Source organism: Nocardia sp. NPDC005745, assembly GCF_040630775.1.
GTDB lineage: Bacteria > Actinomycetota > Actinomycetes > Mycobacteriales > Mycobacteriaceae > Nocardia.
Genome location: NZ_JBEXYF010000002.1, coordinates 264081 through 287211, shown reverse-complemented (window position 1 = coordinate 287211; position 23131 = coordinate 264081). Strand labels below are relative to the sequence as shown.

The 23131-nt window shown below is 69.8% G+C and carries 20 protein-coding genes; 7 read left to right on the top strand and 13 right to left on the bottom strand.

The window, feature by feature from the left end; translation table 11 throughout:
* Positions 1-27 precede the first annotated feature (27 nt).
* A complete protein-coding gene (locus ABZ420_RS04300; protein ID WP_357116933.1) occupies positions 28-1353 on the top strand; it encodes a deoxyribodipyrimidine photo-lyase in 1326 nt (441 codons plus the stop codon).
* A 13-nt stretch (positions 1354-1366) separates the two neighbouring features.
* On the opposite strand, the gene ABZ420_RS04295 is transcribed toward ABZ420_RS04300, so the two are convergent.
* Positions 1367-1963 carry a hypothetical protein gene (locus tag ABZ420_RS04295; RefSeq protein ID WP_357116931.1) on the bottom strand — a complete coding sequence of 199 codons (597 nt, stop codon included), beginning with the start codon at positions 1961-1963 and terminating at the stop codon, positions 1367-1369.
* Between the two features lie 852 nt (positions 1964-2815).
* Here ABZ420_RS04295 and ABZ420_RS04290 point away from each other — a divergent pair.
* Together ABZ420_RS04290 and ABZ420_RS04285 are read left to right on the top strand one after the other, a co-directional pair.
* A complete protein-coding gene (locus ABZ420_RS04290; protein WP_357116929.1) occupies positions 2816-3211 on the top strand; it encodes a hypothetical protein in 396 nt (131 codons plus the stop codon).
* Between the two features lie 22 nt (positions 3212-3233).
* Positions 3234-4037, top strand: coding sequence for a PIG-L family deacetylase (locus ABZ420_RS04285; RefSeq protein WP_357116927.1), 804 nt, complete (start codon positions 3234-3236; stop codon positions 4035-4037).
* A 211-nt stretch (positions 4038-4248) separates the two neighbouring features.
* On the opposite strand, the gene ABZ420_RS04280 is transcribed toward ABZ420_RS04285, so the two are convergent.
* The 5 genes from ABZ420_RS04280 to ABZ420_RS04260 form a co-directional block, all read right to left on the bottom strand.
* Positions 4249-5790, bottom strand: coding sequence for a HAMP domain-containing sensor histidine kinase (locus ABZ420_RS04280; RefSeq protein WP_357116925.1), 1542 nt, complete (start codon positions 5788-5790; stop codon positions 4249-4251).
* The gene (locus ABZ420_RS04275; RefSeq protein ID WP_357116923.1) at positions 5787-6503 is read right to left on the bottom strand and encodes a response regulator transcription factor; all 717 of its coding nucleotides are present in this window, start codon (positions 6501-6503) and stop codon (positions 5787-5789) included. Before ABZ420_RS04275 ends, ABZ420_RS04280 begins: the two co-directional genes overlap by 4 nt.
* Positions 6504-6997: 494 nt before the next feature.
* Complete coding sequence (locus ABZ420_RS04270; RefSeq protein ID WP_357116921.1) at positions 6998-9124, bottom strand: glycosyltransferase family 39 protein; 2127 nt, start codon at positions 9122-9124, stop codon at positions 6998-7000.
* Between the two features lie 125 nt (positions 9125-9249).
* Positions 9250-9906: a class I SAM-dependent methyltransferase gene (locus ABZ420_RS04265; RefSeq protein ID WP_357116919.1), complete on the bottom strand. Its 657-nt coding sequence runs from the start codon at positions 9904-9906 to the stop codon at positions 9250-9252.
* A 112-nt stretch (positions 9907-10018) separates the two neighbouring features.
* Positions 10019-10246, bottom strand: coding sequence for a hypothetical protein (locus tag ABZ420_RS04260; protein ID WP_157114249.1), 228 nt, complete (start codon positions 10244-10246; stop codon positions 10019-10021).
* Between the two features lie 433 nt (positions 10247-10679).
* Between ABZ420_RS04260 and ABZ420_RS04255 the strand changes: the two genes are divergently transcribed.
* On the top strand, positions 10680-11510 hold the full coding sequence (locus tag ABZ420_RS04255; protein ID WP_062975264.1) for a mycofactocin-coupled SDR family oxidoreductase: 831 nt from the start codon (positions 10680-10682) through the stop codon (positions 11508-11510).
* Between the two features lie 231 nt (positions 11511-11741).
* On the opposite strand, the gene ABZ420_RS04250 is transcribed toward ABZ420_RS04255, so the two are convergent.
* Complete coding sequence (locus ABZ420_RS04250) at positions 11742-12773, bottom strand: DoxX family membrane protein (RefSeq protein ID WP_357116917.1); 1032 nt, start codon at positions 12771-12773, stop codon at positions 11742-11744.
* Between the two features lie 191 nt (positions 12774-12964).
* Here ABZ420_RS04250 and ABZ420_RS04245 point away from each other — a divergent pair, with 191 nt between their 5' ends.
* Positions 12965-13249 carry a hypothetical protein gene (locus ABZ420_RS04245; protein ID WP_157172852.1) on the top strand — a complete coding sequence of 95 codons (285 nt, stop codon included), beginning with the start codon at positions 12965-12967 and terminating at the stop codon, positions 13247-13249.
* Positions 13250-13256: 7 nt separating this feature from the next.
* Here the strand turns inward: ABZ420_RS04245 and ABZ420_RS04240 are convergent, their stop codons facing one another.
* The 6 genes from ABZ420_RS04240 to ABZ420_RS04215 all read right to left on the bottom strand — a co-directional run bounded on the left by ABZ420_RS04240 (position 13257) and on the right by ABZ420_RS04215 (position 21202).
* On the bottom strand, positions 13257-14105 hold the full coding sequence (locus tag ABZ420_RS04240; protein ID WP_357116915.1) for an alpha/beta hydrolase: 849 nt from the start codon (positions 14103-14105) through the stop codon (positions 13257-13259).
* An 84-nt stretch (positions 14106-14189) separates the two neighbouring features.
* Positions 14190-15941, bottom strand: coding sequence for an amidohydrolase family protein (locus ABZ420_RS04235; protein WP_357116913.1), 1752 nt, complete (start codon positions 15939-15941; stop codon positions 14190-14192).
* Between the two features lie 4 nt (positions 15942-15945).
* Positions 15946-17595, bottom strand: coding sequence for a class I adenylate-forming enzyme family protein (locus tag ABZ420_RS04230; RefSeq protein WP_357116911.1), 1650 nt, complete (start codon positions 17593-17595; stop codon positions 15946-15948).
* A gap of 28 nt (positions 17596-17623) precedes the next feature.
* Entirely contained in the window at positions 17624-18670 is a 1047-nt protein-coding gene (locus tag ABZ420_RS04225) for an NAD(P)-dependent alcohol dehydrogenase (protein ID WP_357116989.1), read from the bottom strand.
* Positions 18670-19827 (bottom strand): serine hydrolase domain-containing protein, encoded by a 1158-nt coding sequence (locus ABZ420_RS04220; RefSeq protein WP_357116909.1) that lies wholly within the window; start codon positions 19825-19827, stop codon positions 18670-18672. Before ABZ420_RS04220 ends, ABZ420_RS04225 begins: the two co-directional genes overlap by 1 nt.
* 7 nt (positions 19828-19834) lie before the next feature.
* Positions 19835-21202 carry an NAD(P)-binding domain-containing protein gene (locus ABZ420_RS04215; RefSeq protein ID WP_357116908.1) on the bottom strand — a complete coding sequence of 456 codons (1368 nt, stop codon included), beginning with the start codon at positions 21200-21202 and terminating at the stop codon, positions 19835-19837.
* Positions 21203-21412: 210 nt separating this feature from the next.
* Between ABZ420_RS04215 and ABZ420_RS04210 the strand changes: the two genes are divergently transcribed.
* Positions 21413-22033, top strand: a complete 621-nt coding sequence (locus ABZ420_RS04210; protein WP_357116906.1) for a helix-turn-helix domain-containing protein — start codon at positions 21413-21415, stop codon at positions 22031-22033.
* 335 nt (positions 22034-22368) lie between these two features.
* On the top strand, positions 22369-23130 hold the full coding sequence (locus ABZ420_RS04205; RefSeq protein WP_357116904.1) for a DUF6319 family protein: 762 nt from the start codon (positions 22369-22371) through the stop codon (positions 23128-23130).
* The last annotated feature ends 1 nt before the right edge of the window (position 23131 follow it).

Here is a 23131-nt window from a genome sequence, read left to right as displayed (position 1 = left end):
TCGTGCCGTACGACGGGTGGGTGCGCGATGACCGTCACGATCGCTCTGTTCACCCGCGACCTGCGGGTGCGGGACAACCCGGTGCTGACCGCCGCGCACCGGGAGGGCGCCGCGGTGGTGCCGTTGTTCGTGCTGGACGACGCCATCCTCTCCGGCCGCTTCGCCGCACCGAACCGTGCCCGGTTCCTCGCCGCCGCTCTGGCCGAGTTGGACGACGAACTGCGCGCCATCGGCGGCAAGCTGGTCCTGCGCCGGGGGGACGTGGCCGCGGAGGTCGATCGCGTGGTCGCCCAGGTGCACGCGGAGAGCGTGCACGTCGCCGCCGACGTCAGCGGCTACAGCCGCCGCCGGGAACGGGCTCTGCGCGAACGACTCGCGCGTCGCGACTGTCTGCTGCACACGCATCCCGCCACCATCACCGCCGCCGATCGGGAAGCGCTGCTGCCCGCCACCGGGCGCGATCACTTCGCCGTCTTCGGCCCGTATTTCCGGCGCTGGTCCGAAGCGCCGCTGCGCACACCGCTCGGCACGCCGCGTGGGCTCACGGTGCCGGGGGTGTCGAGCCTGCCGCTGCCGGACGCGGGGGAGCTGTGCGCGGGCCGGACATCGCCACGGCTGGCAGTGGGCGGTGCGACGACGGGACGAAAGATGATGCGCGACTGGCTGTCCGGGCCGGTCGAGCACTACGCGCGCGACAACGACGACCTCGCCGCCGACGCCACCTCGCGGCTGTCGCCGTATCTGCATTTCGGCTGCGTGTCCCCGGTGGAGCTGGTGCACCGGGTCGACATGTCCACCGAGGGCGGGCGCGCGTTCGCCCGGCAGCTGGCCTGGCGGGACTTCCACCACCAGTTGCTGGCCGCCCGCCCGTCGGCGGCCTGGTCGGACTACCGTGCCCGCGACATCCGCTGGCGCGAGGACCCGCAAGCCGTCGACGCCTGGCGGGAGGGGCGCACGGGGCATCCGATCGTGGACGCGGGCATGCGGCAACTGCGCGCGGAGGGCTGGATGCACAACCGGGCGCGGCTGATCACGGCCAGTTTCCTGACCAAGTCGCTGCGCGTCGACTGGCGGGTGGGGGCGGAGCACTTCTTGCGCTGGCTGGTGGACGGTGACCTGGCCGACAACCAGCTCAACTGGCAGTGGGTCGCGGGGACGGGGACGGACACCAGGCCGAATCGGGTGCTCAACCCGCTGCGCCAAGCCGAGCGTTACGACCCGGACGGCGCATACGTCCGGCGTTGGATTCCCGAGTTGGCGCACCTGCCCGGTGCGCGCATCCACCGGCCGTGGCGGGAGCAGATCGATCCGGCGGATTATCCGGCGCCGATCATCGATTTCGTCGGAATGTAGTGGCCGTGAACGGTCATCTGGGTGGCTCACCCGGCCGGTCCGCGGCCACCGCGGCATCGGCGACCGACTCGAAGGCGAGCATCACGTTCTCCAGTTCGTCGCCGACCTCCCGCATACCGGCCACCGTCGTCAGGTCGTCGGTGTCGAAGTACCACCGCGCGAACAGGCGGCGGAAAGCGTCGTCGGCGTCGTCGGCCAGTCGCAGGATCTCGGCGCGGTAGTGCGCCGCCCACACGGAATCCAGCGGCGCCGCGAAGGATCGGGCCGTGTTCTGCCCGCACTCCCGCACTATGCCGACGACCTCGACGAGTTCGTCGGCGAGCACTGTCACGCGGTGCCGGTCGGCGAGCTCGGCCGTCGTCCGGAGATGGATGACGACGCTGTGCAGCGCCCGGCCGAGCGCGCACCGCTCCGCCGACTCGCCGAGCAGTTCGCACGCGATGTCGGCACTGCGATCGGCGAGCAGCGCCAGGCGCGCGGAGACCTCCGCGTGGTCGGCGGGGATTCGATGGAGCATGCCGAGTACCGCCGCGGCTTGCCCGACCGTGTCGGCCGCATGCCGCGAACAGTCGTGCGAGTCCTCCCGGACCAACGGTTGTGACGACGTCACCTGTGCTCCTGTCGATGATTCGAAATGCCTGTGCGGTGCACTGATCCGCCCCGCTGTCGCGACCGGTCGCGCGACACAGATGATTCGAAGAGCGGGGCGCCGTGGATGAACTTCGCCGATCCGCCCGAACGAGACCCGGCGCGAGCTTGGCGAATCGCGTTCGCGCGCGCTTGAATTGATGTGTCGAGGATTTGCCATGTCCGAGGAAAGGGGCCTGTCGTGGGCACCGTCGAAATCGCGATCACCATCGGCCGCATCATGGACACCCTGCAGAAGGCGCTGATTCTGCTCATTCTCTGATCGACTCGCGATGCCCGGGCGTGCGAATGGAGGTTGCCCGGGACTTCGCGGAAATACGCCGAAATGTTGCTCGGTCGATCAGTCGCCGTACACCGACCGGTGGAAGTGCCATGCGTCGGAGACGATGTCGGCCAGATCCGGTCGCTGTGGCTTCCGGCCGCGCCGGGCGCCCGCCTTGTCGTCGGCGGGCGACGCTGCCGATGTAACCGGCGCCGGCCGGTGACGAGAAAAGCTTCACGGCTGTCCTCTCCTGGTGGATGGCTGGCGGAAGACCTCAGCGTAGGCCGTGGCGAACGCCCGAAGCGCCGGAGCCTTCTCGAAGCTGGGAGTTCGCTGTAGGAGCGGATTCGCGTTGCCAGGAGGTTCCCAGCGCAGTATCGGGGTGTCTCGAGATCGCGCACCGAGGATTGTCTCCGCGGTCGAAGTTCGGCCGGGAGCCCGACGGGCCGGATCGGTGGGTTCCGCTGCCCTGAGTCCTTCGCCCATACCGTCGTCAGGTCGATTACCTCGCAGGTAATCGACCTGATCGGCGTCATGGGCGAGGCTCGGGACATGGTGACGAACAGCATGCGGAAAACCGGCTTGCCATTGGCCGGTGCGCTGCGCGGCCTGGCGCTCGGACGGGTCGCGCTGGGGTCGGCCGCTCTCGTGGCGCCACGGACGTTGACCAAGGCGCTCGGCGTACGCCCCACGCCCGAGCTCGACTACATGACCCGGATCTTCGGCGCACGGGCGATCGCGCTGGGCCTGGGGTATCTGACCGCCCCCGCCGAGGAACTGCCACGCTGGCAGCGTCTGGCGTTGCTGGTGGACATCCTGGATACCACGCACGGCGGGGTGCGCCTCCTGCGCAGTGACGCCCCGCGCCCCGCCGCGGTGGCCATGGTCGCCCTGACCGGCGGCTACATGCTCGTCGGCGCGACCCGGCTGGCCAGGGATCTATCGTGAATGCCTTTGGCACACTGGTGCGATGGCGACCGTTGTGGCATTCCACGCGCACCCGGACGACGAGACCCTGCTGACCGGCGGGACCCTGGCCAAGCTGTCCGCCGCCGGGCATCGGACGGTGATCGTGGTGGCCACCGATGGCCACATGGCGGATCTGGATGGCCGCAAGCCGTTGCGCCTCGGTGAGTTGGCGGTCAGCGCCGCCGCGCTCGGCGTGCACCGGGTGGTGCACCTCGGCTACGCCGACAGCGGACACGGCGCGGTGCTGTACGCCGACCCGCCGGACCGGATGCGATTCGCCCGCGCGGATCCGGAGGAGGCGGCGGGGCGGTTGGCCGCGATCCTGCGCGAGGAGCGCGCCGAAATTCTGCTCAGCTACGACCGCAACGGGGGATATGGGCATCGCGACCATGTCCGCGTGCACCAGGTGGGCAAGCGCGCGGCAGAACTCGCCGGCGTGTCGCGAGTCCTGGACGCCACCTTGCCGCGCGAGGGCTACACGCGCCTCGTTCGTTCGCTGGAGCGATTGCGGGTCCCTTTTCGTTATGACCCTTCGGTTCTCGCCTCGCTGTTCAGTCCGCGCTCGGCGATCACCCACCGTATCGACGTCGCCGCCCATGCGGCGCAACGCAAAACCGCCCTGGCCGCCCACCGCTCGATCGTCGAGGGCTCCAGCCGCTTCGCCACCATCGCGAAAGTGCTCCTGCGCCTGCCCACCCCGATCCTCGCCCGCGTGATGCACTGGGAATGGTTCGCCGAAGAAGGCGCCACCCCCGGCCCCGGGGCGCCGCTCGACGACATCTTCCTTCCCGCGTTCCGTCGATGATGTCGGTTGCCCTCCTCGAGACTTGCCGTTGCTGGGCAAAGCCGCCGATCGGGCGTCGCCCATTCCCGACTATGACTGCGAGCCGAGGCCATGTCGTGAATCCCGGCGGGCACATTTCCGCAAGGGGACGCTGCCCGCGACGATCGTGACGCGGCCGTGGTCGTTGTGGAACTGCTGGCGCTGCCGGATGCCGGAAGGCCTCCGGTAAGCGCTACTGCGATGGGGTTCGCTCTACCGCGGGCCGCGTATCGGCGGGTTCACGGGGCAACACGACGGTGAAGGTCGCCCCGCGGCCCGGTTCGCTGTCGACCGAGACGCGTCCACCGTGGGCGGTTACCAGCGCTTGGACGATGGACAGGCCGAGGCCGGTGCCGCCGCTGGTGCGGGTGCGTGAGGCGTCCGCGCGGTAGAAGCGTTCGAACACCCGCGCGGCGGCGTCGGGCGACAGGCCCGGGCCCGTGTCGACCACGTCGATGCGGACGCGATCGGGCGCGGCCGTGAGCCGCACCGTGATCGCCGCTTCGCGCGGGGTATGGGTGAGGGCGTTGCCGAGCAGGTTGCCCAGGACCTGGCGCAGGCGCGCCTCGTCGCCGACGACGTCCATGGTTCCCTCGCCCTCGCCGATCACCAGGGTGATCGGGCGGTCCGGCGCGTCGGGCGACGGCTTCTGGCGGGCGGCGATGGCCCGCGCGTTGTGCACGGCGTCGCCGGCGAGCGCGAGCAGGTCGACGGGTCTGCGCTCCAGCGGGCGCTTCTCGTCCAGCCGCGCCAGCAGCAGCAGATCTTCGACGAGCACACCCATGCGCTCGGCCTCGGCCTCGATTCGGCCGACCACCATTACCGCATCGGTACTGGCGCCCTGCCGGTACAGCTCGGCGAAACCACGAATCGTGGTCAGCGGCGTGCGCAGTTCGTGGCTGGCGTCGGCGACGAAGCGGCGCATCCGCGCCTCCGAGCGGCGGGCGGCTTCTTCGGAGGCCTCGGTCGCGGCAACGCCGTGCTGGATCTGCGCGAGCATCTCGTTCAACGACCGCGCCAGATGGTCGACTTCGGTGTCGACGCCGCGCACCGGCACCCGCCGGTGCAGGTCGCCGCTCGCGATGGCCGCCGCGGTCTGCTCCACCTCGCGCAGTGGCCGCAGGCTGCGCCGGATCACCAGGTAGCCGACGGCGCCCAGGGCCAGCAGAGCCGCTGCCCCCGTGCCGACCTCGAAGTAGATCAGCCGCGAGACCGTCTCCTGGTTGTCGGTCAGTGGCAGGCCGATGGTGGTGGAACCGTATTCGTTGGTCGTGGTCAGCACCCGCCAGCGCACGGACGAATCGTCCGAGGAATCCACCGTTCTCGGCGTCTGGGCGCTCGAGCCGCCCAGATCCGGGGCCCCCGCGGCGCTGTTGCCACCGGGCGGGTCCGGATACACCTGGCCGTCGGCTCCCGTGCGCAGTTCGAAGAACCGTCGCGGCTGTTCGCCCACCGATCTCGGCTGCACCGGCGCGGCCGGGAGGTCCGCCGGAATCCATTGCGTGCGACCGTCACTGGTGATCACCTGCCGCATCGGGCGCGGCTGCGCCCAGGACCGCGCCGCGTCGTAGAGCTGTTCGTCGGTGCGCTGGGTCAGCGATCGGCTCAGCGCCGAGGTCACCGCCGCGCCCGACGCGAATAGCGCCGCCGCGGTCAGCAGCAGCAGCACGATCACCAGCCCTACCCGCAGCGGGACCGCCGATATCCGCCGCGCGAGTTCCGTTCGTACGCTCACCTCCGGCTCACCTGGGGTTCGCGCAGCACGTAACCGACGCCGCGCAGCGTGTGCAGCAGTTTCGGTTCGGTGGTGTCGACCTTGCGCCGCAGATACGACACATACGACTCGACCACGCCCGCGTCGCCGCCGAAGTCGTAGCGCCAGACGTGGTCCAGGATCTTCGGCTTGCTCAGCACCTTGCCCGCGTTGACCATGAAGTAGCGCAGCAAGGTGAACTCGGTCGGCGACAGCGACACCGGCGCACCCGCCTTCCACACTTCGTGACTGTCGTCATCGAGTACCAGATCACCTACCGTCATCCGGTTGAGGACCTCGTCGGCGTACTGTATTCCACTGCGGCGCAGGATGACTCGCAGCCGCGCGATGACCTCCTCCAGGCTGAACGGCTTGGTCACGTAGTCGTCCGCACCGAGGGTGAGTCCGGTGAGCTTGTCGTCGACGTCGTCGCGGGCGGTCAGGAACAGCACGGGCGCGGTCACCCCGTCGGCGCGCAGCCGCCGCAGCATCCCGAACCCGTCCATGCCGGGCATCATCACGTCCACGATCAACGCGTCCGGCCGGAATCCACGCACCCGATCCAGCGCCTCGGTGCCGCTGAGCGCCGTGGCCACCTCGAACCCTTGGAACCGCAAGCTCACGGCGAGCAGTTCGATGATCATCGGTTCGTCGTCCACGATGAGGACGCGGGCTTCGGGTTCGGTGCCGGTCATGAGTCCATGATTGCCTCGCAGGCACGGAGCAACCTGCGAGCAAGCTGGGTGTTTCCTGGGAGCGCGCGGACCCGGCCCGGCGCGCTTTCGCCGTCCTCCCGGTTCATCATGCCTGGTGCGGCTGGTGTCCGATCCGGGTGACCGGGCTCGTCGGCGACAAGCGAGGCGGTGGTGCGTCGGCGAGGGGTCTTTGCCGATCGGCACGCTGTGCGCCGCAACCGCCGATCATCACTGTCCGCGACGGTGCGTGCCCTGGGTTGCGGCCCATGGTTCGTGTCGATCGTCGGACCGGCGAGCTGAACATGGGCTCGCTATACGCCTCGGGGCGCGCCCTCGCCGGGGCGATCCGCGGCGGCCGCCTCCGGCGGTTTCCGGTGCCGGGCGAACTCGAAGGGCCGTCGGCGGCGGTCTAGCGGCCCTGCCGCCGAACATGCGGCAGGAGTATCGCCGCACCCTGCGGTGCGGCGTTACTTCTGCGGTCGGGATCCGGGCGATCAGCTGCCGGTGGGTGCGGTCAGGTCGTAGACGGTGATGCTGCCGACCGTCTTCGCGGTGAAGTGCCCCTTCACCCACTCGGTGATCTCGTCCGCCGCCGACTTCTCCCCGCTGGAGCCGGGGCGCATGCCTTGACCCTGCGCGATGAAGTAGTGCACCTCGCCATCGGCCACGTACTGCTGGAACCGCGCCAGCGTCGGCGCGTCGTCGCCACCGCTGAAGCCGCCGATCGCGATCACCGACGTGCCGGTGCGCAATTCCAGGCTCGACGCGGTACCGGAGCCGATGCTCGCCGCCGACCACCGGCTGTCGGTGTTCTCCAGCAGGGCGTCCAGCTCCGCGTTGCCCGCGCTTCCGCCCGGGCCGCCCGGGCCGCCCGCGGGAGTCGCGTCGCCGGTGGACCGTCCGCCGTCGGCGGCGGGCAGGTCTCCGGTCGGCAGGTCGTTGCCGCTGGGAGCCGCGTCTCCGGTCGGCAGATCGGTGCCGTCCGTCGCGCCGGTGCGGCCGTCGGCAGGCGGACCATCCGCTCCTGCGCCTCCGCCGGGCCCGCCCATCGAACCCGCCTGCGCGGGCCCGGAGGTGGGGATGCCCCCGCTGTGCGCGTGCGTGACCGTCTCGACCGCGTAGGCCGTGGATCCGGCGAACCCGCCGAGCAACGCGGCCGCCGCGATCGTCACGGCGATCCCGCGCGACCGGTGCGCGCCTACCAGCAGGCCCATCGCCGCGAGCGCGGTCGAGATCAGCACCGTCCAGCGCAGCCAGGGCAACCAGTCCGGCGTGCGGTCCAGCAGCCCGAAGGTCCAAACGCCGGTGACCGCCGACAGCAGCGCCAACGTCATCCTGGCCGCCACGTGCCCGCGCCGCCACCACAACTGCGTCACCGCGATTCCGGCGACACCGGCGATGCCCGGCGCCAAGGCCACCGTGTAGTACGGGTGGATTATGCCGCTCATATAGCTGAATACCAGGCCGGTGCCGAGCAGCCACCCGCCCCAGAGGATCATCGCCGCCCGCAGCCGATCGGTGCGCGGTGCGCGGCGGCTCAGCCACAGCCCGGCGACCAGCCCGATCAGCGCCGCCGGGAGCAGCCAGGACACCTCGGTGCCCATGCTGCCGCTGAACAGCCGGGCCGATCCGGTGTCACCGCCGAACGCGCTGCCCATGCCGCCGCCTCCGGGGCCGCCCGAGCCCCCGCTCGGATTGCCGCTGCCGCCCAGCAGTCGGCCCATCCCGTTGTAGCCGAGCGCCAGTTCCCACAGGCTGTTGTCGGTCGACCCGCCGATATAGGGGCGCGAATCCGCGGGCCACAGCTCGACCAGCAGCACATACCATCCGCCCGCGACCACCATGGCCGCGCACGCGGTGACCAATTTGACGATCCGGGACCAGAAGCCTCCCGCCGCCGCGACCAGGAACACCGACCCCAGCGCGGGCAGGACCAGGAACGCTTGCATCATCTTGGTCAGGAACGCGAAACCGATGACCGCACCCGCCAGGGCGAGCCAGCCGGTACTCGCCGAACGCCAGCGCAGCCCGTGCGAGTCGATCGCCCGCACGGTGCAGTAGGCCGCCGCGACCAGCAGCAACGTCAGCAGGGCGTCCGGGTTGTCGAAGCGGAACATCAACGCGGCCACGGGAGTGGCCGCCAACGCCGCACCGGCCAGCAGGCCCGCGCCGGGGCCGCTCCACCGTCGCACCGCGCCATACAGCAGGGCCACCGAGCCGACGCCCATCAAGGCCTGGGGCGCCAGCAGCGACCACGAGCCGAATCCGAACAACCGCCCCGACAGCCCCATCACCCACAGCGACGCGGGCGGCTTGTCCACCGTGATCGCGTTGCCCGCGTCGTGCGCGCCGAACAGCAGCGCCTTCCAGCTCTGCGTGCCCGCCTGCGCCGCCGCGGCGTAATACTCGTTCGCCCATCCGGAGACCGTCAGATTCCAGAAATACAGCACCGCGGTCGCGATCAGCAGCGCGAACAGCGCCGGGCGCGCCCACCGCGGTTGCGTCGCGGGCCCGAAGAACGCGCGATCCGCCCATGATCGCTCGTGGGTGGAGTCGCGATGGGCGCCGACGGGTCTCGCGACGGCCTCCACGCCCGGCGGGACGCTCGTAATCGACGCCATGATCTTCGCCTTCCTTCCGTGTGAACTCCACTTCGAAGGCTAGGAAGGCTGTCTGCCCGCAACCTGGGGCAAACCTGGGAGTGCGCTGTGCGGGCCGACGGCGCCGAGCGGGTTTCCGGCTCGGGTCAGCGGCGGCGAATTCGCAGGATGTTGTCCTTCCGCGTGCCCGGCTGCCCCTCCGGGCCCGCGTGCTCGCGCTCGACCACGTCCTCCACTTCCACCTGCCATTCGGCCGGGTCGAGCGTGAGGCCGGCGCGCACCTCGGCGGTGGTCGGGAAGTGCACGTCGGCGGGCGGTTCCAGTACCCAGCTGGGCCATTCCGCGTGCCCGACGATCAGCAGCAGCCCGCCGGGCGCCACCGCCTCCGCGGCCCGGCGCAGGATTCGCGTCCGTTCACCGTCCTGAGCCGCCGGTGAGTGCAGATACTGCGCCGTGACGAGGTCGTAGCGCCCGGACGGGAAGGTGTGGTCGAGATCGTGCCGCTGCCAATCGATTTCGCCGGGCAACTGCTGTCGCGCCGCTTGTGCCCTGGCGCGGGCCAGCGCGGTCTCCGAGACGTCCACCGCCGTCACCCGCCAGCCGCGCTCGGCCAGCCAGATCGCGTCGGCGCCCTCGGCGCAGCCCAGGTCCAGTGCCGTACCCGGGGCGACCGCTTCGATCTCCCGCACCAGCAGGAAGTTCGGCCGTCCCGACCAGATCTGGTCGCGTTCCTGGTAGAAGGACTCCCAGAACTCGACCGTCGTCGGCGTGGTCACGTCCCGGTGGTGGTGTGTCGCGCTCATGCGTCCCACCATCCACCGGACCGCACGTATCGGCAAATATCGTTGCCGATTCGGCAACCACCTCGGGCGGCCGCGGCGGGGCCGTCTAGACCCCGTCACGCCCGCCCGGGTGTCAGCAGTCGTCGAGCGGGTCGCGCAGGATCATGCCCTCGGCGGCACGCAGGCGCGTGGTCATGGTCGTCAGCAGATCGACGGAATCCTCGGAGAGGCCGATGGCCGTGTGCAGCAGCTTGCGCAGCCGCGGGCTGGTCAGCCGGGCCGCCAGGGTGCTGTCGTGCTCGGTCGGTTCGGTGTCGAGCTGTCGGTCGAGATTCACGGGAAGGTACTCACAATCGGTCATCGGGCCCCCTGGAACCACTGTGGATGCGCCGACCGTGCCAGGAACGATGGGTAGGCACGGGCGAAATCGTTCCGGGGCGCAGCGTACATCGCACCCAGTTGGTCGCTGGACCGGGTCGGAAAGGTTGCATGTCGTCTCCGTGCCGCAGTCGGGTCGGTTCGTGCGCGCCGTGGCCGTGCCCGCTCCGGCGCCGAGACCGCAACCATTGTTCCACTGTCCCTGGGGATTTCGGCAAATCAGCCCGTCGGCGCAGGTCGCGCGCGTGGCGCTGCGCGCACCGGTGGCCGCGCGCGGGCGCGCCCACCGCTCGTTCCCATCGGCGGGAAATCGCTCCACGGTGGCTCGGCCTGCCGGAAAATCGGGACCCCGCGCCGTGCACACGTGACACGATGGGTGGCGGCCGAAGCAGGTACCGACCGATGAAGGGCCAGTGATGGGGCATCTCGACGATCGGGTGGCGGTGATCACCGGCGGCGCCCGCGGACAGGGGCGTGCGCACGCCCTCGCGTTGGCGAACGCGGGTGCGGACATCGTGGTGTGTGACATCGCCGCACCCTTGTCCGGCCTTCCCTACGAGCTGAGTACTCCCGACGATCTGGCCGAGACCGCCGCCCTGGTCGAGCGCACCGGCCGCCGCTGCGTCGCGGTGCGGGCCGATGTGCGCAGCCTGGAACAGATGCGGACGGTCGCCGAGCGCGCGCTGGAGGAATTCGACCGAATCGACATCCTGATCGCCAACGCGGGCATCGCCTCCAACTCGCCCGTCGCGGAGATGGACGAGCAGTTGTGGCAGGACATGATCGACACCAACCTGACCGGCGTGTTCCACAGCTTCCGCGCGGTCGTGCCGCACATGATCGAGCGTCGCTGGGGTCGCGTGGTGGCCACCTCGTCCATCGTGGCGAAGATGGGCGTGCGCAACGCGGCGCACTACGCCGCGAGCAAATGGGGCGTGCTCGGCTTGGTGAAGTCGCTGTCCCTGGAGGTGGCGGAGTACGGCATCACGGTGAACGCCCTGCTGCCGTCCGGGGTGGACACCGACATGATCCAGAACCCCGCCACCTGGCGGCTCATGATGCCGGACAAGGAGAATCCCACCAAGGAGGACTGGATGGCGATCATCGAATCCGGCCCGCCCAACGGCGATCTGATCCAGCCCGCCGAGGTGGCCGAGGCGGTGCTGCTGCTGGTCTCCGAGCACGGCCGCCACTTCAACGGGGAGGCCGTCACCATCTCCTGCGGCGGAAGCGCGAGTACGTCCTAGGATCCCGGTCGTAACCGGGCGCGAGGGCGACGAGGGCGGCATGGCACTGCACAGACTTTGCGCTTCCAGTGAAGCGAGGTCTGGACAGGAGCGCCACGGCGCGAACGATGTTCGCGGACTACGCTTTCCGGTCAGGCAACGAGACCCGCCCGACCGGTGCGGTCGGAGAAGGGGCGCCGGCGCGCCGGCGGTGCGCCCCGAGGCGAGGCGCCCGCCCGCTCATCCGGAGCCTCAGTGGCGCCGCGACTCGATCGCCTCGCGGGCCGCCTGCGCTTTCCGGGCGCCCCGCTCGCGAGCCAGCTGCGCCGTGTGCGCGCTGCGTTCCCGGGCGGTGTCGGCGATCTCCGGTCCGCGCTCCTTGGCGACCTCCGCCCATTCGGCCCCGCGCTGCTTGGCGAGTTCCGCGAGATGCGCGCTCCGTTCCTTGGCGATCTCCGCGAACTCGGCGCCCCGCTCTTTGGCGATCTCGGCCCACTCCGCGCCGCGCTCCTTGGCGACCTCCGCCCAGTCGGTGCCCCGCTCTTTGGCGACCTCCGCCCAGTCGGCTCCCCGCTCTTTGGCGATCTCGGCCCACTCCGACCCGTGTTCCTTGGCGGTACCGGCCAGCTCACTGCCGTGTTCCTTGGCCGCTTCCGCCCATCCCGGGCCGTGACGCTGAGCCGTCTCGGCGAGTTCCGCGCCCTTGCTCGCCGCCACCGCTCCGAGCGCCCGGGCCCGTTCCGCGGCCTCCTGCGCGTGCTTGCGCAATGCCGCGCCGGTGGCGGTATCGGAGGTAGCGCCGAACGGCAGTGCGGCGGTGACCGCGGCGGCCGCGTCGCGGGCGGCCCGGCGGCCGCGCCAGCCCAGCGACGGCTTGCCCTCGGTGTCGGCCGCGGTGATCATCAGCCCGCCGAGGAGACCGAGGTCCTTGAGGAACGCGGTCCGCTTCGCCGATTTGCGGGCCGGATCCTGCTCGTTCCAGAAATCCTGCTCGGTGACGGCCGCGGGCACGACGGTCGCCGCGAGCACCAGGGCGGCCAGTCGCGGCGCCTTGCCCAGTGCCAGCAGCACGCCGCCGCTCACTTGAGCGAGGGCGTTGACCTGGACGACCGTCGTCGGATTGGACGGCAATTTTGTGGCAATTTCTTCGGGCAGCTGCCGGTGCCCCCGTTCGAGCAGTGCGTTCGCGGCCTTGACCCGCTCATCCGGGCGCCGCAGCGTATCGACCCCGTCTACTACGAACGCGGTGGCCAGTAGCGGCCGGGCGAGTCGGCGCAACAACATGACAGAACCCCTTCCCTTGATGTAGTCACGAATCGGATTCCCGCCCGCTTCGTCACCAAACAAGCCGGTCCGCCGCCGTGTGAAGGCCGCCTCCTCCGGGTAACAGCTAATCGAGAGAGATCGATTCAGGGAGAAAGGCGCCGCGGCTGACGCTCCCGCCTCCCGCCCTGCTCCGCTGGAAGGTATCCGCTGTGAACACCTACACGGCCACAACGGCTTTCGAAGCCGTTGTCGCCGAGCTGCCCGCTGCACCGAGGTGCACGTTCCGCTTCGACTCCGTCCCGTGTCGTCATCGCGCGGAATGGTTCATCCGTAAACGGTCCTGCTGCCACCCGGCGGGTGTGGATTTCCTCTGCGAGACCTGCCATACCCGCATCCATTGGATGCTGGATATCGGCATGGTGTTCGAATGCGCCGGATGCGGCGTGCACTCGGACAGTTTCGCCGAACTCTGCCCGACCGCGGCTCCGCTCTGAGCGCGGCTCAGCGCTCGCCCGCCCGCTCCCGCGCGCCGGTATCGGCGAGGAAGCCGGTGATGATCGAAGTCACCTGCTCCGGGGCCTCCACCATCGGGAGATGACCACAGTCGGGTAGCTCCACCGCCGTGTGCGGGCGCAGCCGGTGGTTGAGCCGCCCGCCCGCCTTCGCCGACAGAACGCGATTGCGCCGCCCCCAGATCGTGCAGATCGGCGGGAATCCGGCAGGCGGATCGAACGTGTCCAGCGCGTGGTAGGACGGGAAATCCTGGACCAAGCCGTGCAGGGCCAGCAGCCTGCCCCGATCCGTCCAATGCGCCCGCACGCGCGGCTCGTGCCGGATGTTCCGGTCTCGGCCGCGGGGGCCGAGCTGATTGCCGACGATCAGCGAGACCACCGGGTCCGGCAGACTGATCCGGCGGGCCAGCGGCGCCAGCGGCAGCCGCGCGTCGAGCCAGGCCAAGGCCGCCGATTGTCCCGAACTGACGGTGTCCAGGGTGAGCGGATTGATCAGCACGAGCGCGCGGACCCGCTCCGGATGACCCATGGCGTAGCGCAGCGAGGTGGCGCTGCCGAGGCAGTTGCCGATCAGCACCACGTCGGTGCGCCGGTGGGCGTCCAGGAACGCCGCGAGCATGTCGACGTAATCGGTGAGGCGGTAGCCCGTGGCGGGCTGGTCGGATTGCCCGTAGCCCGGCAGATCGAGCGCGAAGACCTCGTGCTCGTCGCGCAGTGCGGCGACCTGGTCGTCCCAGATCCGGCGTTGCGTTCCCGCGTTGTGCAGGAACACGATCGCGGACCCGCTGCCCACGCGGTCGTAGACGACGGCCCTGCCCCGATGCTCGAAAACGTCCACGCCGACTCCCTACGAACGACCGGCGACCGAGCCGCCGGTCCCCGCGATTTTACCGGCGGGCACGGCCGCGCAGGGGCGTTCCGATCACCGGACGGCGGTCGTCGCGCGCAGGAACCGGCCGGTCCGGCGGGTGCCGAGGACCTCAGCGGGAGCGCCGTCACCGAAGACCCGCACGCCTCCGACGAACACCGCGGTGACCGTGTCGTCGTTGCGGTTCACCATGCGCGGCAGGTTGTCGAACGGGGCGATCGGCGATTCCTGGTAGACGTCGAGCGAATCGTCCAGGCGGGCCGGATCGAGGACGACGAGGTCGGCTCGGTCGCCCACCCTCAGATGCCCGGCGTCCAAGCCGTACCAGTCCGCGAGTTCACCGGTGAGCCGGTGCACCGCCTGTTCCACCGACAGGAACGGGCGGCCGGCGTCCGCGGCGTCGCGCACGCGGCGCAGGAAGCGGAGCCCGAAGTTGTAGAACGCCATGTTGCGCAGATGGGCCCCCGCGTCGGAGAAGCCCAGCTGCACGCCCGGATCGGCGGCGAGCCGATCGAGCACCTCCGGTCGATGATTGGAAATCGTCGTGCGCCAGCGCACCTTGCTGCCGTGCTCCACCACGAGGTCGAGGAACGCGTCCACCGGATGCACGCCGCCACGCTCCGAGCCCACCTGGCCGAAGGTCTTGCCGATCACCGTGCGGTCGGGGCATTCGACGATCTGCGCGTCGAAGAAGTCGCGGTGCCATACCCGTGGACCGAACTTCTTGTCGTAATCCGCGCGGAATCGGCGCCGGTAGTTCTCGTCGCGCAGCAGTTCCCGTCGTGCGTCCACCTGATCGGCCAGGTGCAGCGCTTCGGCGCCGGAACCGAACTCCTCGAACACCACCAGGTCGATGCCGTCGGCGTAGACCTCGAAAGGCACCGGAAGGTGCTGCCAGCGGAAATTGCCGCCCAGCTTGTTCAGCACTCGGGCGATCAGCGGAAACAGGTGCACGACAGCGGGAATCGCCTTGATGTCGGCGGCCGAGAGCAGGCTGACCTTCAGCGGCCTGCGGAACAGGCCGAGGCTGCTTGCCGCCATGGTGACCAGGCTGTGTGGCCGGGACACGTCCGGCCCGCCCTGCAACGCCCCGCCGCGCCGTCGCAGCACGGCGTTGAGCCGGTGCCGTTCCCGCAGCGTCGCATAGGTGGATGGCAGCGTGCGGGACCGGCACACCTCGCCGTCGAGTTTGTCGAACAACAACTGCTGAGAGGACATACCGACGAAGCCCGCGTCCAGCGCCTCGGTCAGTTTCGCCTCCATCCCGGCCAGTTCGGTGGCATCGGGCCGGACGTCCTTGCGGGTGGCGCGCTCCAGACCGAGTTCGGCGGCACGAATATCCGAATGCCCGATGAACGCGGCGACATTCGGGCCCAATGGCAGCCGGTCCAGGGCGGCCGCGTACTCGTGCGCCGAGCGCCAGGTCTTGTGCTCGTCCACCGCCGCGACGACGTGCTTGCGCGGAATCGCCTCGACCCGCGCGAACAGGTCGCCCGCGTCGGAGGCGTCGACGTGCACGGTCGACAACGAACACGAGCCGAGCAGCACCGTGGTGATGCCGTGTCGCAGCGATTCGGTCAGCGCCGGATGCTGGAGCACCTCCACGTCGTAATGGGTGTGGATGTCCAGCATCCCCGGGATCACCCACTTCCCGGTGGCGTCCACGACGTTCGGGCAGGCCGGGTCGTCGATCGGCTCGGCCGAGATGGTCGTGATCCGGCCGTCGTGGATGCCGAGATGCCTGATCGCCGAGGGCGCGCCGGTGCCGTCGAACCAGCGGCCGTTCGCGATGATGGTGTCGTACATGGATTCACACCTCGAGTCGGGCGCGTACGACCTTGCCGGTCGCGTTGCGGGGGAGTGCGGTGGTGGTGAGCCGCCAGCGGGCGGGCACCTTGTAGTAGGCGAGCCGCTCGGCGGTGAACGCGCACAACTCGTCTTCGCTGATGGCCGTGCTGTCGTCGACCACGACCAACGCGGCGACCTGCTGACCGAGGTCGGCGTCGGGCACGCCGAGGACCGCGCATTCGCGCACTGCGGGATGCTCCTCGAGGCACTGCTCGATCTCGGTGGGATAGACGTTCTCCCCGCCGCGCAGGATGAGATCCGAACGGCGCCCGGACAACCGCAGTCTGCCGTCCTCCAGGATCCCGATGTCGCCGGTGCGCAACCAGCGATCCGCGGTGATCGCCGCCGCGGTCGCCGTCTCGTCCTGCCAGTACCCCAGCATCACGTAGGGGCTGCGCACCCAGATCTCGCCTTCCGCGCCGTCGGGAACCGCGTTGCCGGCGCTGTCACGGATTTCCAGCGAGACCCCGACGACCGGTCGTCCCACGGTGTCCGGGAACGCCGCCAGCTCGGCCGGACTCGCCAGCGTCGCGGCGGTGCTGCATTCGGTGAGCCCGTAGCTGGTCACCAGCGCGTTGCGGGCGACGGGCAGTTGATCGCGCAGCTTCTGTTGCAGCGCGGCCGACGACGGCGCCGAGTTCAGTGAGAACGAGGCCAGCGAGGACAGGTCGTAGCCGGACAGGTCGAGATCCAGCATCCTGGTGGCCATGGTCGGCATGGCGCCCCAGTTGGTGATCCGTTCGGTCTCGATCAGTCGCAGTACCCGGTCGGCGTCGAACGAGCCTTGGTGGATCACCGCCGCGTCGCCGCTGACCAGCCGGGGGACCACCAGGTTGTGCAGGCTGGCGATGTGGAACAGCGGCGAGGTGAGTAGGAAGCGCCGACCGCTGGGCAGTTCGGAAGCGCCGGTGAGCGCCGCGGCCAGCGCGTCGTTGAAGAGGTGATAATCGGTGACGGCCACCAGGTTCCGGTGTGAGTGCACCGCCCCCTTGGGGCGTCCGCTGGTGCCGCTGGTGTAGAGGATCACCGCGGGGTCGTCTTCGTCGATATCGGCGTGTGGCAACTCGGCGGTCCGGTGTTCGGCGATCAGCGCTGGTACGTCGTGCTCCATGGTGAGCAGGGGAATCCGGATGTCCAGTTCCGCCGCCACCGCGGCGCGCTTCGCGTCGACGACGAGCACGGTGGGGCCGGTGTGCTCGACGCCGTAGGCGATCTCGCGCGGCGCCCACCACGCGTTGTAACCCACCGCGATCGCGCCGAGCGCCTGGGCCGCCCAGAAGGTGATGACCCACTCGGGTGTGTTCGCGGCGAGAATGCCGACGCGGTCGCCCTCGCCGACGCCGAATCCGTCGCGCAGGGCCGTGGCCAGTGCCGCGACCGCGGCGGCGTGCTCGGTGAACGATATCCGGCGGTCCGTGGTGACCAGATAGTCCCGGTCGCCGTGCGCCGCCGCGGCGACGAGTACCTCGCGCAGTGAGGACTTGCGGTGGCGTACCACCGGCATCGGTGCGCCGAGCACGTCCTCGATAACCATCTCGAATCGACCGCCGGGGCCGGTGAGCCTGCCCGCGGCCTCCGCCACCAATGCCTGCTGGTCGAAGGGCTTTGTCATATCGGGTACTTCCTAGTGGGTCGATGAGTCACGGCTGGGGAAGCAGGACCGCTCGGCCGGTGATCAGGCCGCGTTCCAGCCGGTCGAGGGCAGCGCGACCCTCGGCCAAGGGGTAGCGCTCCACCTCGACGCGTAGCTTGCCCGACGCGGCCAGTGCCACGGAGTCGATCAAGTCGGATCTGGTGCCGCCGTAGGTCTTCCGTACCGACGCGCCCCACGGCCAACCGGTGCCGTCGGCCGGCGCCGCGGTGATCTCCGGCGCGCCGCCGCCGAGGCCGATCATGCGGTATGCCCCGTTGGGCGCCACCGACTCCACCGCGAGCCGTGCGGTGGTCTGGACGCCGACGAAGTCGAACACCGCGTCGGCGCCGCGGCCTCCGGTCCGGTCGAGGATCTCTCCGGCGGTGTCGTCGCCCGCGACGAATCCCTCCGCCGCTCCGCAGCGCGCGGCGAGTTCGACTTTGTCGGCGCTCACGTCCACGGCCAGCACCTGGGCTGCCGTGGTCGCGGCGAGGATCTGCACCGCGACGTGACCGAGCCCGCCGATCCCGATGACCACTGCCACCGACCCGGGGCCGAGGTGCTCGCGAACACCGCGGATGGCGTGATAACTCGACAGCGCGGCGTCGGCCAGCGGCGCGGCCTGGGCGAAATCGAGGTCGCCGATCGGCACGAAGGAACTCGCGGGCACCCGGATGTAGTCGGCCATCCCGCCGTCCGGCCCGAGACCGGGGCACGGCGGCATGGCGGTGCGGCCCGCGGCGCGACAGACGTTCTCGTTGCCGCCCGCGCACTCGCGGCAGACCCCACACGACCAGCACAGATACACGATGCCGCGCTCGCCTGTCCTGCGTCCGTCCACCCCGTCGCCGACGGCCTCGATGGTGCCCGCGATCTCGTGGCCCAAGGTCAACGGCTCCTCGCGCATCCGGAACGGGATGTGCAGCACGTGCAGGTCCGAATGGCAGATTCCCGCCGCGCCCACGCGCAGCAACAGATCGGTGGGACCGATCTCCGGGATCGGCACCTCGCGCAGTTCCAGCACACCGGGGTCGGTGAGCTGCAATGCCCGCATCATCCGCGTACCGCCGCGAATGTCGCGCGCAGATAGGCGTCGGCACGGTCGGAGCCGATCAGGCCGGGCGCCATCCGGTTCATGGTGTAGGCGAACGTGGTGCGGTGCTCGAGGTCGTTGACCACCATCGCGCCTCCGTACCCGGCCCACCAGCACACCCGGCCGTCGGGCACCTCCGGGGCGGTCTGCCGCTGCGGCAGACCGTAGCCGATGCCGAACCGCAGCGGCGTCGCGAGCGCGAGATCCACGCCGTCGGACTGCTGCCGGAAGATCAGCTCGATCGTGTCCTCCGACAGCAGCCGCCGTCCGCCGAGTTCGCCGCCGCAGGAGACCAGTGATTGCACCCGCGCCACCGAACGCGCGTTGCCGTGACCGTTCACCGCGCCGATCTCGGCTTGCCGCCATGCCGCGCTCGCGGTCTCGGCGACGTCGAGCAGCGGGCTGGTGAGCGTCTTGACCAGCACGCTGTCCTGGTCGAGCGCGGCCATGTCGAACTCCGGCATGGTGGGCGGGACCAAGGTGGCGATCCGCCCGTGGTGCTCGGGCGCGGTGCCGATGTGGAAGTCCGCGCCCAGCGGCCCGGCTAGTTCCGCGGCGAAGAACTCGCCCAGCGAGCGTCCGGTGACGCGGCGGATCACCGCGCCGATCAGGTGGCCGTAGGCGAGCGCGTGGTACCCCGAGGCGGTGCCCGGCTCCCACCACGGCGGTTGGCTCGCCAGGCGGGCGGCGGACGCTTCCGCGTCGTAGATGTCGGCGAGTTCGATCGGCGGCTGCCACCCCGAGACGCCCGAGGTGTGCGCCAGCAGATGACGAATCTCGATGTCGCCCTTGCCGTTCGCCGCGAACTCCGGCCAGTACTCGGCCACCTTCGCGTACACGTCCAGCTCGCCGCGCTCGACCAGCAGCAGGGCGCACAGCGCCGTCATGGTCTTGGTGAGGGAGAAGACGTTGACCAAGGTGTCCTCGGTCCACGGCGAGGTGCGTCCGGGGTCGCGGTACCCGCCCCAGAGGTCGACGACCGGTTCGCCGTCGACGGTGACGCAGATCGAGGCGCCGAGTTCGTCACCGGAAGCGAGCCGGGTCTCCAGTTCCGTTCGGACCCGCGCGAATCGCTCGGCGCAGAAGCCCGATGTGGCAGTTCCCGTGGTAGTGGTCATCGCCGCCTCACACCTGTTCGAGTGCCCGGGCCCGCACCGGCAATGCGTTTCCCGCGGCGGTGGCGCGCTTCGCGCCGCGCGCGAGTTCCCGCCGCAGGTCCCGCACGTACGGTTCGAATTCGATCTGGATGGTGTGCCGGGGCGAGTCGTAGTAGCGGCCCGTCCTGGCCGATTCCGCGGACCGGATGGCCGCCCGCATCTCCTCCGCCGACGGCAGGTGATAGCGGCCGGTGAGGTAGGCGGCGACCAGCTTGCTCTGCTGCTCGGCGAAGTTCACCAGCGTGGGCAGCGGCTGGGCGAGCCCCAGGAAGAACAGATTGTCGATGCCGGGCTTGATCATCTGCTTGAACAGCGGGAAACGGTTGTCGCGGTCGGGCAGCAGCTCGGGGTCGGAGAAGAACGGGAAGGAGATGCGGTAACCGGTGGCGCAGACGATCACGTCCACCTCTTCGACGCTGCCGTCGGCGAAGCGCACCCGCGGACCTTCCAGCGCGGTGATCGCGGGCTTGAAGGCGATGTCGCCGCAGCCCGCGCGGTGCAGGAATTCCTCGCTCGCGGAGGGATGGGCCTCGAACGGCAGATGGTCCGGCTCTGGCAGGCCGTAGTCCCGCATATTGCCGCGGAACTTCCGGACGAATCGCTGCTTGAGCTTGAGACCGAGCTTCGGCGGCATCCATCGTGGCATCGAGCGCTTGTCGCCGACCTTGCCGTTGACGTACTTCGGCAGCACCCAGACCCCGCGCCGGGCGGAGACGTAGAGCTTCGCGGCGATGAATCGCTGCGACAGCTCGGAGGCGATATCCAGTCCCGAATTGCCCATGCCGACCACCACGACCCGTTTGCCCCGCATGTCGACGGGGTCGAACGGGTCGTTGTAGGCGTGGCTGTGCAGCAGCGTGCCGTCGAATTCGCCCGGGTAGTCCGGCAAGCGCGGATCCCAATGGTGCCCGTTGCAGACGACGAGCGCGTCGTAGTCCTTGGTGTGCCCGTCGCTCGTCGTGATCAGCCAGCGACCGTCCGCCCCGCGCTCGGCGGCGGTCACCTCGGTGTTGAACACGATCCGGTCGCGGATGCCGAAATGGTCGACGTAGTCGCGGAAGTACTGGAACAGCTGCGAATGATGAGGAAAGTCCGGCCACTCGTCGGGCGCCGGATAGTCTTCGAAGGCCAAGCGGAACTTGGACGTGTCGATGTGCAGGCTCTGATAGCAGGCCGACATGCCGTTGGGGTTCTTGAAATACCAGTTGCCCCCGACTTCGTCGGACGCCTCGTAGCAGTCGAAGGGGATGCCGTGGTCGTTCAGCCGTTTGGCGGCGGTGATCCCGGAGGGGCCCGCCCCGATCACGCAGACGCGGGGGAGTGCGGTTGACGTCATTCACTGTCCTCGTGCTGGAGGGCCGTCGTCGATGACGGCCGAACAATCCGGCGCGGGTGACGCCGGAGTGACGTAGGCAACAAAATAACACTCGCTAGACATCGCGTCCAGTGAATGACGCACTGTCTATCAAGACCGTCCATGCGTAGACTTTGTCAGCGGAAGCAGCACGTCAGCCCGCCTTTTACGGAGACGAGGTACCGGTTCACCATGCGGACGAACGCGAACACGAACCTGCGGGACGAGCAGAAGCAGCAGACCAGGGCCCGCTTGCTGGAGGCCGCCAAGGAGCTGTTCGCCACCCGTGGCTACGCGGCCGTGCGGGTGGACGAGATCGCCGCCGCGGTCGGTTGCAGCCGCGCCACGTTCTACCTGCACTTCGCGGGGAAGCTGGAGATCCTGCGCGCGATCGCCGAGCAGGGCACCGCGCCCACGGCGCTGCACTTCTATCAGGACCTCGACCGGGTGCTCGAGACCGGTTCGCGGGCCGAGTTCGCCGGTTGGATGACCCGCGCGATCGAGTGGTTCCACGAGTACAAAGACATGCTGCTCGCCTGGGACGAGGCGACCGCACTCGAGCCGGAGTTCCGCGAGATCGCCCGCAACGGCATCCTCGCGCTGCCCAACGCGATGACCGCCTACCTCGCCGGGTGGCCCGCCGATCGGCACGACGAAGCGAGGTTGCGGGTGGAATTGCTTGTCTCGCAACTGGAACGATTCTTCACCCGCTGGGCGATGCAGGGCACGATCGACGTCTCGGCGGACCAAGCCGTCGAGGTGCTCACCGACATCTGGTTCCCCGCGCTGCGCGCGCCGACAGCGTCGAGCTGAGCGGGCCGCGGGGAATCCGTGTGCGGTGGCGCCCCCGCGAGGAGCGTCGTATGCCGCATCGCTGATGTCGCCCGTTGCCGGATACCGGTTCGAGGGAGCGGCGCCTGATCACCGGTGCCGCATACTGATTCGCCGGAGCGGATCATGTCGCGTATGCGGTACCGGAGTCGACTGCCGAGTCGCCGCTCGCGCATGCCGGAATCTGTTGCCAGATATTCGCTGATTGCCCGGATCGGACTATCCGCGGCCTCGATCCGACGGTGGCCCGCGAATCTGTCGGCGGCGTGGGGCATCATCTGTGCACGCAGCCAACCACGAAATCGCTCGGAGTCACCATGCCCTCCCCACGAACCAAGCCGCAACCATTGTCGGACAGCGAGATTCAGCAGATCGCCACGGACATCGCCGGTGGCCGCCCGCCCATGGTGTGGTTCACCGCCGCCGCGGTCGGCGTTCCGGAGGGGCGCTCGGGCAAGGTGATCGCCCTCGGCGACCCTGCCGACGGTGACTTCCTGCAGGTCCGCCCGACCGGATCGAAGGATGTACTGTCCTTCTCTCCCATCGAGGTGACCTTGACCAAGCCGCCGCGAGGGGCGGCGGGCGCCACCGCACAGCCGAAGTCGACCCCTAGGAAGGAAACCCCTGTGACCCAGTCGTCGACTACGACGAGCACCGCGACTCAGCCCGCGCAGGCGAGCGCACCCCAGCCGTCGGCGGGCCCGAAGCCCGCGGAGACCACCGCGGCCACGAGCCGTGCCGAGAGCGCGGGCAAGCAAGCCGCGGCGGCGACGGCGCCGAAGCCCGCCAAAACGCCCGCCGCCCGCAAGACCAAGGCGCCCGAGGTCACCGTAACGCTCACCGGCACCGCCGACGGCGAGTGGTCGATCGACGTGGTCAGCGGTAAGAAGCGCACCCTGCGCGGCCTTCCGGTGGCCGGATCCACCGTGGCGCAGGCGGCGAAGATCCTGCATCCGGAGGTGGCCGAGGTGGTCGCCGGGGTCCTGGACGCGTTGCGCGGTGTGCAGGAGGCCAAGGTGCAGCAGTTACAGGCCGAGCTCGAGGAGGCCAAGCGCCTGCTGAACGAGCTGAGCGACTGAG